General features: G+C 45.7%; 7 protein-coding genes. All 7 read left to right on the top strand.

The annotated features are described in order from the left end of the window. Positions 1-57: 57 nt before the first annotated feature. The gene (cdaA, locus tag WC227_03420) at positions 58-885 is read left to right on the top strand and encodes a diadenylate cyclase CdaA (GenBank protein ID MFA6963740.1); all 828 of its coding nucleotides are present in this window, start codon (positions 58-60) and stop codon (positions 883-885) included. Beyond that, positions 882-2,099: a CdaR family protein gene (locus tag WC227_03415; protein ID MFA6963739.1), complete on the top strand. Its 1,218-nt coding sequence runs from the start codon at positions 882-884 to the stop codon at positions 2,097-2,099. Before cdaA ends, WC227_03415 begins: the two co-directional genes overlap by 4 nt. A 129-nt stretch (positions 2,100-2,228) precedes the next feature. Continuing rightward, a complete protein-coding gene (locus WC227_03410) occupies positions 2,229-3,368 on the top strand; it encodes a LysM peptidoglycan-binding domain-containing M23 family metallopeptidase (protein ID MFA6963738.1) in 1,140 nt (379 codons plus the stop codon). Positions 3,369-3,502: 134 nt separating this feature from the next. Continuing rightward, complete coding sequence (gene obgE, locus WC227_03405) at positions 3,503-4,489, top strand: GTPase ObgE (GenBank protein ID MFA6963737.1); 987 nt, start codon at positions 3,503-3,505, stop codon at positions 4,487-4,489. A 69-nt stretch (positions 4,490-4,558) separates the two neighbouring features. Beyond that, positions 4,559-5,143 carry a type II secretion system protein gene (locus tag WC227_03400; protein ID MFA6963736.1) on the top strand — a complete coding sequence of 195 codons (585 nt, stop codon included), beginning with the start codon at positions 4,559-4,561 and terminating at the stop codon, positions 5,141-5,143. A 269-nt stretch (positions 5,144-5,412) separates the two neighbouring features. Beyond that, complete coding sequence (rpoB, locus tag WC227_03395) at positions 5,413-8,826, top strand: DNA-directed RNA polymerase subunit beta (GenBank protein ID MFA6963735.1); 3,414 nt, start codon at positions 5,413-5,415, stop codon at positions 8,824-8,826. A 38-nt stretch (positions 8,827-8,864) separates the two neighbouring features. Further along, positions 8,865-12,653, top strand: coding sequence for a DNA-directed RNA polymerase subunit beta' (rpoC, locus tag WC227_03390; protein ID MFA6963734.1), 3,789 nt, complete (start codon positions 8,865-8,867; stop codon positions 12,651-12,653). The last annotated feature ends 37 nt before the right edge of the window (positions 12,654-12,690 follow it).

Below are 12,690 nucleotides of genomic sequence, written 5' to 3'. Positions count from 1 at the left end.
ATCGGGCATAGATGTTAAAATATTTATAGACACATATAGAACATTTTTGGAGGGAAATTGGGCGATGCGGGAGGGAAAATACTAGGAGCGGCAACGAACTCGATGTCGGTTTTGGACAGCTTGAAGGGCTTCCTGCGGCCGCTTACAATTATTGATATCGTAATTGTCGCAATTGTCATATATTGGATCTATTTGTTTCTGAAGGAAACACGGGCCATGAGGATACTCTACGGTCTTTTTTTCTTGCTAGCGATTATGGCCGTAGGTAGAATTCTCAATCTGACACTGCTTAATTGGATACTTCAATATTTCATGGCGATGCTGGTAGTCGCGATTCCAATCGTATTCCAACCCGAACTTCGTACTGCTCTAGAGAGACTGGGCCGTACCAAATTCCTAAGCGATTCCATCTTCGGGAAGGGCAGTTTTAGCAAAATTATCGATGAAGTTATGCTCGCGGTCTCTATTTTGGCCAAGCAAAAAATCGGTGCCCTCATTATTATCCAGCGTCAGACGGGATTGCGTGAATATATTGAGAAGGGGACACCAGTTGAGGCCAACGTCTCGAAGGATATCTTGCTTTCAATATTTTATCCGAAATCTCCGCTTCACGACGGAGCAGTCATAATTGTTGACGACAAAATTGTTTCTGCCAGATCGGTTCTGCCGGTTAGCGAAAATTATGTCAACAGCTCATATGGCACCAGGCACAAGGCTGCCCTTGGTATTACCGAAGATTCAGACGCACTGGCTGTCGTGGTGTCGGAAGAGTCTGGGATAGTTTCATTGGCCGTTGGCGGGAAGATCGAGAGAAGAATCCCAGAAGACAGACTGCGCAATCGCCTGATCGCGTTGATGAGACAAAATAAAACAAACATCGAATGATGAAACACCTGACTAAAAACTGGGTTGTCAAATTAGTTTGCCTGGTCCTGGCATCAATTTTCTGGATCTATGTTTCAATCAGCCAAAACATGGTGACAAAATTACCCGGCAGCATCAAAATCAAAGCCATAAACATCAGCGATAGCTACGCCGCCTCCTTCGACCAGAAAACAGTCGAGATAAGCGTCAAGGCCAAATCAAGTGTTTGGCAAACTCTCACGGCTGACTCTTTCACCGCCAGTGTTGACTTGGCTGGGTTGCCATCTGGCACGCACGAACTTTCGGTCAATGTCTTCACGATGTTGCCTGATGTTCAGGTAGTGTCCAAGACCCCGAGCCGCATAACAGTCAGCATCGAGCCAGTTGTGTCCAAGGATTTCACTATAAGCCCCAAACTGGTCGGTGAAACGGCGAGCGGTATGGTTGTGGGTGGGGTTTCATTTGCGACCAACACAGTAAGGGTCAAGGGAGCCAAGAGCGCAATAGAAAGTGTCGTAGAAGTGGGTGCGACTATCAATCTGGCTGGCGAGAGTGGAAATTTCTCGAAGGATGCTACGCTTGGTGCGTATGATAGTGATGGCAAGGTAGTTTCAGGCCTCACTTTCGATCTAACCAAAGTTCTTGCTGAAGTCACCGTTGTCAGGGGATCCAATATCAAAACTGTCGGTATCAAGCCCAAAATCACTGGCGCTCTCAAATCGGGATACTTCATCTCTGGCATTACTACGAGTCCCGAAATTGTTGATATCTCTGGAGTCAAAGATGTGATTTCCTCCACAAAATATTTGGAAACTCTAGTTATCGACGTTAGCGGGGTAGCTGACAATATCGACCGTGAGACGAATATCCAATTGCCAAACGGCGTGGCGCTTCAGGGTGGGGTTTCGACCAAGGTCAGCGTGAGTATTACCGTTGATTTCATCCAGGGTAATCGCGAAGTCAAGGTTTTGTCATCTAGTTTCATGCCAAAGAATTTGGGTAGCTACTCTGTCGAATCATATTCTGTTCCCGAAGTCGCTTTGACGGTGAAGGGCCAGACAGACTCTGTTGTAGCCGCCAGCGCCTACGGCATAACATTTGATTTCGCTGGCAAGACGCTCCGAACTGGGGATTTTACCTTCGAAGTTAATCAGGACAACATCTCTCTGCCACAGGGGGTGACACTAGTCTCATTTCTGCCAAAAAGTGTCACGGTCCGACTCCGCAATAACTAATGGTTCTCCATCTCTGCCTTTAATTTTTTCATCACAGATTATTATTTTTTCTGCCCTGTTTGCTTGACAATGAGATCGTTTCAATGGTAAAATCCTAAACAGTGTCGTGAAAAGCGATGCTAAAAAATTATGGCCTTGATTTTACAAGACGAGCCTCCTTCGTCGCAAGAGACGAAAGAGACTAAACAAAAAATTGAATTTATATCAAATACCGGCAAGATGATATCTGAATGCGTTGATGCTGTGGGAAGCAAAACAGGTCAAGCAAGAGGATTCTTCAATGCGATCGCACAGGCGATAAGCAACTCAGTTCAGGCGTTCCTTTCTAATAAATTTCTACCTCACTTTGCTTTGGTGGCCCTTTTGTTGCTCGTGACATTGTCTAATTTTAATGAAACGGCCAGAGCTGACACTCTTCAAGATAAGCTTGTCGCGGTTGGTCCCGAAGATGAAATTACTTTGGCTAGTTCGGTAGATTCATACACTGTTTTATTGCAAAATGATGGCATATTAATCGACAAAAGTAACATGGCCCTATCCTCGAAAGACGGCTTTGTCGGAAATATCGCCCCCTTAGACACACAAATCACAGCGAGAATTGAGCCGCTTCCAGATAATTCAGGCTCAGAAATCGCCTACATCATCAGACCTGGCGACACGCTAACTGTGTTGGCTTGGAAATTTAATCTCAAACTTACAACCTTGAAATACGTGAACGATATTGACAACGTCAACGCGATCAAGCCAGGTATGAGACTCAAGGTGCCGAAAAAGGGCGACGATACATCGGCAACCCTTATCGCACAGAAGGCTAAGGCGAAGCAAGCCCTAGTTGCTGCCGCGACTCGAAATACTGTGGCCAGACAATCGACCTCAAGCAGAACATACAGCGGAGACTATCAGGGAGGTGATTCCAACCTTTCTGTGCCAGTGGCTTATTCATATATTTCTCGCGGTGTCGGGCGTAGCCATACTGGGATCGATTACGTTGTTAGTGTCGGCACACCTGTTCGCTCAGCGGCAAGCGGTGTCGTGATTCAGGTCTCAACTGGCTGGTCTGGCGGCTATGGAAACGAAATTGTCGTTTCGCACGGTAATGGCGTCGCCACTCGTTACGCGCATTTGAGCCAGATTAGCGTTAGTCCAGGCGATAGTGTCTCTGCTGGCGAAACTATCGGCCTCTCAGGCAATTCCGGCCGCTCTACCGGCCCGCATCTTCATTTTGAAAAGATTGTCGATGGCCACTGGGTTTATTTCGATCTCAGGTAGTTCATAAAGTTCATAAAGTCTATAAAGTCCATAAAGTCCATCGAGCCGTCAGATTCGGCGGGTAGATATTTTTCTGTGTTTATGTTATTGTAATAGCACTTTCGACTTTATGACTTTTAACCTTAAGGACTCAATTGTTTATAGACGAAGTAGAAATCTATGTGAAGGCAGGCAAGGGCGGCAACGGCGTCGTTTCTTTTCGTCGTGAGAAGTTTATTCCCGAAGGCGGTCCTGACGGCGGCGATGGCGGTCGTGGCGGCGATATCCTTATCGAAGTCGATTCTGGAATCCATGGGCTCTCTGAATACAACAGACAAAAGAAATTTCTCGCACCTGATGGCGAAAAGGGGATGGGCAAAAACAAACATGGCAAAAATGCTGTTGATCTAATACTCAAGGTTCCTGCTGGCACTCAGATCTTCGAAAAAGACGAATTGATTGCCGATATGATCGGTGACGATCAGAAAATCACAATTGTTTCTGGCGGCAACGGTGGCTGGGGCAACCAGCATTTCGCAACATCGATCAAACAGGCTCCAGCCTGGGCCAAAGATGGTATGCGAGGCGAGGGCAAGAAACTAAAACTTATCTGGAAGACAATCGCTGATATTGGAGTGATTGGTCTTCCAAACGCTGGCAAATCAACTCTACTTTCCGTTCTGACAAGTGCTCACCCCAAAATTGCTGATTACCCATTTACCACATTAGAGCCAAACCTAGGCACATTTATCGACCGCGAAACACGAATTATCATTGCCGACATTCCAGGTTTGATCGAGGGTGCTTCTTTGGGTAGGGGACTGGGGGACAGATTTCTCCGTCATGTTGAGAGAACCAAAATTTTGATACATATCTTGGATGCCGCTTCTCTTGATTTGACAGCTGATTACAAAACTATTCGAAATGAACTCAAAGCTTTTTCCAAAGAAATGCTGAACAAGAAAGAAATTGTTGTCTTGAATAAAATCGATACCGTTTCTCCAGATAAGGTCAAGGAAGACGTTAGGGAGCTCAAGAAAAAGAAGATCTCTCCAATCGTGATTTCTGCCGCAACCCATGAAGGCTTGGAGGCGCTAACACAACGGATCAAACTCGAGGTCTCGGAATTTAATCGAGCCTAACTGTTTGATCCCACTTGTTGTATTGGCGCAAAATACTATATAATGTTGATACGTAATAAGTGAGGGGAAATGCAAAAGAGGAGGGGTTTTACTCTAATCGAGTTGTTGGTGGTAGTCGCTATCATCGGTATTTTGGCGACGGTGGTGGTGGTGAATCTGACCAACGCGCAAAAGAAGGCCAGGGATGCGACGAGAGTAGCAAATCTTAAGTCTATTGAGATTGCACTAACAATGTATCATACAGAGAAGAATAGTTACCCCACGGGCCCTGCCGCCAATGCATCGACCTGCGATGCCTGGGGCTCCTATACTCCAGGAGCGATGATACCTGGATTGATCCCTACATATCTCCCCGCATTACCGCAAGATCCTAAGTACGACAAGAGCGCAAGCTTGTACTGCTATATCTATATTGGCACCACCACGAATGATTATGCGATGCTTCTGCACTACGGCCATGATGGGAAATCTGAGATCAATTGGGTCGCACAGCCAAGCTTGCTTGACACAGCCCGAGATTGCGGTTCCACTACGCACTGTGGTGACACTCCAGAATCACTTGTGGACAATCCAGTAGACCAGTTGCCATCAACGTATACGAATGCCAATTTTCATTCTTGGAAAGTTTATTCCCCAGGTGGCATAAGATGGTAAAACCGTCTCTAGCTTTGCGTATTGACAAGGGTATATGGCTCAAATATACTGTTATAGAACAATAGATCCAACCTGCCCTGCTTAAGTTGACAAGCAGATTGTTGTGTGCTAATATTTGAGTTAGCTAGATAATTTTAGGGTGGAAGAATAACGTTGCCTATCTCGTCCTCTAGAATCAGTTGCTAAGTACGTGCAGCCCCATCATCCCATGGGGAAATTTTCGTGTCTTATACAAATTTAAAAAAATATAACCCAATATAAGGAGAGCGATGTCACAAAGAACCAAGCCAGGCGAGAGAATTTTGCCGAGAAAAGAAGCTTCTTACGAGAAATTGCCAAATCTAATCGAGATTCAGACCAAGTCTTACGAATGGTTCTTCAAAGAGGGTCTACGCGAGCTCCTTGATGAAATTTCACCAGTCGAAGATTTCACCAACGAACTCTACTCCCTATCATTTGGCGACTATTATCTCGATAAGCCAAGAATTGATGAGAAAACAGCACGAGAGAAGAATCAGACCTACAAGGCTCCTCTTCGTGTCAAGTTGTCATTACTCAACAAGCAAACCAAAGAAATCAAAGAGGGCGAAGTATTCTTGGGTGATTTTCCACTCATGACCGGTCACGGTACTTTCATCATCAATGGTGTCGAGCGTTGTGTCGTATCTCAAATTGTTCGCTCCTACGGTGTACTTTTCACCTCAGAGATGATCAACGGCCGCAACTATTTCGGTGCCAAAATCATCCCAAATCGCGGCGCTTGGCTCGAGCTTGAATCAAACGCTAAGGGCGTAATCACTGTCAAAGTTGATCGCAAGCGCCGAATCCCAATTACTACTTTCCTCCGTGCGCTCGGATATGGCACCAACGAAGAAATCTCAGCTTTGTTTGCCGATGTCGATGACGCCGAAGAGGTACGATATATCGACGCTACATTGGCCAAAGACCCAGCCAAAAATGCAGAAGAAGGCCTAGTCGAAACATACAAGAGAATCCGACCAGGTGATTTGGCAACTCCAGAATCAGCCAAATCTTTCATCGAAACAATGTTCTACAACCCAAAACGCTATGATTTGGGCCGAGTAGGACGATACAAATTGAATCAGAGACTCGCAGTTGATATCAAAAATACTCCAGAAAACAGAGTTCTGCGCAAAGATGACTTCATCAATGTGATCAAAGAAATTATCAGACTCAACAATACTCCAGGTGCTCTCCCAGACGATACAGACGCTCTCAAGAATCGTCGTATCAAGGCCGTTGGCGAATCAGTCCAAGGTCGTGTTCGTGTCGGGTTGCTCAGAGTTGAGCGTATTATCAAAGACAGAATGAGTGTTTTGGATCCTGCTGATATTACTCCAGCCGCACTTGTAAACTCTCGCCCAATTGTTGCTGCTCTCCAAGAGTTTTACTCTTCATCTCAGCTTTCACAGTTCATGAACCAGACCAATCCACTTTCAGAGCTCGAGCACAAACGTACTCTCTCAGCTACTGGCCCAGGCGGTCTTTCTCGAGAACGTGCTGGCTTCGAAGTTCGTGATGTTCATGAATCTCACTACGGTCGTATCTGTCCTATCGAGTCGCCAGAAGGTCCAAACATTGGTCTCGTTTCCTACATGGCCACTTATGCCAAGATCAACGAATACGGATTTATGGAAACCCCATATCGTATTGCCAAGGTTGAAAACGGCAAGGTCAAGGTTACTGACGATATTGTTTATCTCGATGCCGGAACCGAAGAAAAGGCGATTATCGCCCCAGCTTCTGTCGAAATCGATGAAAAAGGCTATATTAAAGAGGATAGAGTCATTGTCCGCCGTTTTGGTCATCCAGATACTGCTCCTGCTACGCAAGTCCAGTACATGGATATTAGCCCAAGACAGATTGTGTCTATCGCCACTTCACTTATTCCTTTCGTAGAGCATGATGATGGCGCTCGTGCCATGATGGGCTCAAACATGCAACGTCAAGCTGTGCCTTTGATTCAGCCAGACTCTCCAGTTGTCGGTACCGGCGTAGAGAAGGCAGCTGCTCATTATTCTGGCCAGATCGTTCTCGCCAAAAATGATGGTACAGTTACCAAAGTTTCTTCTCGCTCTATCAGTGTCAAATCAGCTAAGGGTGTCGAAGAAGAATATTCACTTGATAAATTCATGCGCTCGAACCAGGGCACATTGATCAATCAACGCCCAGTTGTGAACGTTGGTGACGCAGTCAAAGCTGATGACGTCATTGCAGACTCATCTTCTACTGACCACGGTGAGCTTGCTCTTGGCCAAAACCTTCTCGTTTCTTTCATGTCATGGGGTGGTTGCAACTACGAGGATGCTATCATCATCTCCAACAGACTTGTCAGAGATCATACTTTGTCATCAGTTCATATCGAACAATATTCGATCGAAGTTCGCGACACCAAGCTAGGGCCTGAGGTTCTAACTCGGGACATCCCAAATGTTTCCGAAGAAGCTCTCTCAAACCTTGATGAAATGGGTATTATCCGAGTTGGCGCTGAGGTCAAATCAGGCGACATCCTGGTCGGCAAGATTTCTCCAAAAGGTGAAACCGAGCTTTCTAGTGAGGAAAAACTTCTTCGCGCAATCTTCGGCGAAAAAGCCAAAGACGTTCGTGACTCATCTCTCAGATTACCTCATGGTGAATACGGCAAAGTCGTAAACGTCAAAGTATTTTCGAAGGAAAACGGCGACGAGCTTCCATCTGGTGTATATCAAATGGTTGAAATCTCAGTTGCTCAGCTTCGCAAAATCTCAGTTGGTGACAAGCTTGCTGGTCGACATGGTAACAAAGGTGTTATCTCAGTCATCCTCCCAGAAGAAGATATGCCTTACTTGCCAGACGGTCGCCCAGTCGATGTAATTCTAAACCCACTTGGTGTTATCTCACGTATGAATGTAGGTCAGATCCTGGAAACTCATTTGGGTCTTGCCGCACTTTCAGGTGGCTACAAAATCGCTACCCCAGTATTCGAAGGTATCACTTGGAAAGAAATCCAGGGTAGATTGAAGGAACAGGGCTTGCCAGAAGATGGTAAAGTCCAGCTCTACGACGGTGAAACTGGTGAGGCATTCTGCCACAAATCAACCGTTGGCATCATGTATATTTTGAAACTTCATCACTTGGTTGACGACAAGATGCACGCACGTTCTGTTGGACCTTACTCTATGATTACTCAGCAGCCACTTGGTGGCAAAGCTCAATTCGGTGGTCAGAGATTTGGTGAGATGGAAGTTTGGGCTCTTGAAGCTTACGGTGCCGCTCACACACTTCAGGAAATGCTCACGATCAAATCAGACGATATTGTCGGACGAAGTCGAATTTACGAATCAATTATCAAGGGCGAGAAGATTCAAAAACCAATTATTCCAGAAGCCTTCAATGTTATGGTCAAGGAACTTCAGAGCTTGTGTCTTGATGTTGACCTTATCAGCACCAAAGAAGAGGCTCAAATCCTTGAGAACAGACCAGTCGAGAAACCAACAGAAGTCGCCGCTCCAGTAAATACAGTTTATGAAATTGACGAAACTGACGACGTTGATGATCTCGATGACGAAGAGAAATTTGATGAAACTTTGACTGAGATTGCTTCAGAACAGACTCAAGCTGAGGACGACATCGTCTTCGACGAAGAGAAGGATGAAGCGCCAGAAGAAGAGGAAATCGCCTAGGCCAATTTAATACTTAAGATATCTAATATAAGGAATATATGAATACAGAAGTAAGAGATCAAGTGTCAGTCACTGACTTCGAAGCTATCCGACTCTCGGTAGCTTCACCTGAAGACATCCTGACATGGTCACATGGCGAGGTGCTGAAGCCTGAAACTATCAACTACCGAACTCAAAAACCAGAGCGCGACGGTCTTTTCTGCGAGAAAATTTTTGGCCCTACCAAGGACTGGGAATGTTATTGCGGAAAATACAAGAAAATCCGCTACAAAGGTGTAGTTTGCGATAAATGTGGAGTCGAAGTCACTAGATCAGCTGTCCGTCGTGTCAGACTTGGTCATATCGACTTGGCTGTCCCTATCGCTCACATCTGGTATATCAAGGGCACTTCAAGTGTCGTTGCCACCATTTTGAACATGTCTGGCGCTGACATTGAGAAAGTTTCATACTTTGCCAGTTACGTCATCTTGGACATCAACGAAGAGTTGAAACAGCAAAGTCTTGAGAGTCTTGAGAAAGAGTACAAGGACTTCATTTCTGGCAAATCGACTGAAGAAGCTGCGCAAATTGCCAAGATGGAAATCGAGCAGGTTTATCGTGATACCAAATCAGAACTCAACGGTTTGTCTATCGGCAAAATCATTTCTGAGCAAACATACCGAGAATTGAACCTGAAATATGGTCAAATCGTCAAAGTCGGTATCGGTGCCGAAGCTATCCTCGAACTGCTTAAAAAGTATGATATTGATGCCAATATGAAATTGGTCAACGAGGAAGCCCGCAAACAGGTTGGTCTCACTCGTACCAAGTTGCTCAAGAGACTTCGAGTATTACAAAATATGAAAATCGCCGGCATCAATCCTGCCTGGCTTATTTTGACCAGACTTCCAGTTATTCCACCAGATCTTCGTCCTATGGTTCAACTTGATGGTGGCCGTTTTGCCGCTTCTGACCTAAACGATCTATATCGCCGAGTCATCAACCGCAACAATCGCTTGAAGAGATTACTCTCTCAAGGTGCACCAGAAGTTATCTGCCGCAACGAGAAACGTATGCTTCAGGAAGCTGTTGACGCATTGATCGACAACTCAGCTCGCAAAGACAAGATCGCTTCCTCAACAGGTGGCAAAAGAAAACTTCGCTCACTCTCTGACATGCTTCGTGGCAAACAGGGTCGTTTCCGACAGAACTTGCTCGGTAAACGTGTCGACTATTCAGGTCGAAGTGTAATCGTCGTCGGTCCAAAGCTCAAACTTCACCAATGTGGTCTGCCAAAGGTCATGGCTCTCGAACTGTTCAAGCCATTTGTCATCGGCCGCCTCATTTCTGATGGTTATGTTCACAATGTCAAAAATGCTACCAGATTGATCGAGCGTGGCGAGTCCTTTGTTTGGGACATCCTAGAAGACGTCATCAAGAACAAATACGTGATGCTAAACCGTGCCCCAACTCTTCACAGACTTGGTATTCAGGCCTTCCAACCAATCCTTATCGAGGGTAAAGCTATCCAGATCCACCCTCTCGTTTGTTCAGCTTTCAACGCTGACTTTGATGGTGACCAGATGGCCGTCCACCTTCCACTTTCTGACAATGCTCAACAGGAAGCTCGAGAGATTATGCTCTCAGCCAAAAACCTTTTGAAACCTGCTTCAGGAGACCCAGTACTTTCACTTTCATATGATATTGTCTTGGGTGCCAACTATCTTACCGCCGTTATCGAAGGCGCCAAGGGCGAAGGTATGATTTTCAGAGATTCTCATGAAGTTATGACGACCTGTGATTTGGGTCACATCGACATCAACGCCCTGATCAAAGTCAAATTTGACGGACAAGTCCTCGAAACTTCTTGTGGACGTTTGATTTTGAACGAAATCTTGCCTGAGACTTTTGGTTACGTCAATGAAGCCCTGACCAAGAAAATGATTGGCAAGATGATGGAGCGGATCTATCACCAGTATGGCATTGATCGCGCCGCTCAGTTCGCTGATGACTTGAAAGACCTCGGTTTCAAATATGCCCAAAGAGCCGGCTTTACTTTCGCTCTCGAAGACATTCACATTCCTGTCTCAAAAGAGAAAATTTTGGCTGATTCTACTGAATTGGTCCGAACTATCGAGAGACAATACCAACGTGGCTTGATTACTGACGAAGAGCGTTATGCCAAAGTCGTAGAGACTTGGATGATGGCTCAGGCTCAGATGGAAAAAGATATGATGGCTGAGTTTCCAAAGCTCAACGACCTATATATCATCATGAGCTCAGGTGCTCGTGGTAATATCTCACAGATGACCCAGGTTGCCGCTATGAAAGGTATGGTTGCCGACCCAACTGGTGCAATCATCGAGCTTCCTATCCGTTCAAACTTCAAAGAAGGACTTTCTGTTTTTGAATACTTTGTATCAACTCACGGTTCCAGAAAGGGTCGTGCTGATACAGCTCTTCGTACTTCAGAAGCTGGCTACCTTACTCGTCGTCTTGTCGACGTCTCTCAAGATGTTGTCATCACTGTCGAAGACTGTGGCACCAAGAATACCCGAACAATCGAGAAGAAATTCTACGAAGAAATCGGCGAAAATTGGGACAAATATATTATGGGTAGAGTTCTGGGCAAGGCAGTCGCTGGGATCAAAGAGGGAACTAGACTTACTGAGCCAGAGATTAAAACCCTAAACGAAAAGGGAATCACCGAAATTGATGCTTACTCCCTGATCTCCTGTGAAGCCGAACGTGGTGTTTGCCAGAAATGTTATGGTGTTGACCTTGCAACTGGTCACCCAGTCAAGATCGGTACCGCTGTCGGTATTATCGCCGCTCAGGCTATTGGTGAGCCAGGTACTCAGCTCACTATGCGTACCTTCCACACTGGTGGTGCAGCTGGTGAAGATATTACTCAAGGTTTGCCTCGTGTTGAAGAGCTTTTTGAAGCTCGCACACCGAAGAAACCAGCCATCCTCTCAGAGGTTGCCGGTGTCGCATCAGTCAAGAAAGATGGCGATATCTACCGAATCACAGTTGTTGGACAGGGCATTCAGAACGAAAATATTTCACTTACTGCCACTTACAATTTCATCGTCAACGATGGCGACAAGGTTGTGAAGAATCAGGTCGTAGCTGAAGGCGCCAAAGCCGAAGTCAAGCCAATTAGAGCAACTGCTACCGGCGTAATCGTAATTCATGGTCGAAAAGCCAAGATTTCCGGAGCTGGTGAAGTCGCGATTGAGTATACAACTGCCAAGACCACTCAACTTCTTGTGAAGAACGGCGATCAGGTTACCAAGGGTCAGCAATTGACTGAAGGCCACTTCGATCTCGCTTTGAGTTTGAAATTACTTGGTGCAGCCAAAACTCAGAGTTACATCATCAAACAGGTTCAGGCCATCTACGAAACACAGGGCCAGGATATCAATGACAAGCATATTGAAGTCATCATCCGTATGATGAACAGCAAAGTCAAAGTATTAGAGGGCAATGAGAAATACCTGCCAGGCCAGATCGTCTCTAGATATGAAGTCAACGAGAAGAACAAGGGTTATGCCGCCAAGGGTGAAAAACAGGTCAAATACGAAGACCTGATCATGGGTATTACTCGAGTTGCTTTGAAGACCGAGAGCTTCCTCTCCGCCGCTTCTTTCCAGGAGACAACTTCTATTCTGATCGACGCTGCCATTTCCGGCAAAGTTGATTATCTCGAGGGCCTGAAAGAGAACGTTATTATCGGTAAATTGATCCCAGCTGGAACTGGATTCAACGTCAATCGTGACGATTTGCCAGAAGACGCTCCCGAAGAGGAGCCTATCGAAGCGCCAGTAGAGGCTTTGACAGAATAAAACTTTTATGTTAATTTAATAAAACGATAAGTAGAAA

Source organism: Patescibacteria group bacterium, from assembly GCA_041671645.1.
Lineage (GTDB): Bacteria > Patescibacteriota > UBA1384 > XYA2-FULL-43-10 > 1-14-0-10-43-13 > JBAZBD01.
The sequence above is the reverse complement of the archived record's forward strand: the minus strand, read 5'-3'. Positions and strand labels throughout refer to the sequence as shown.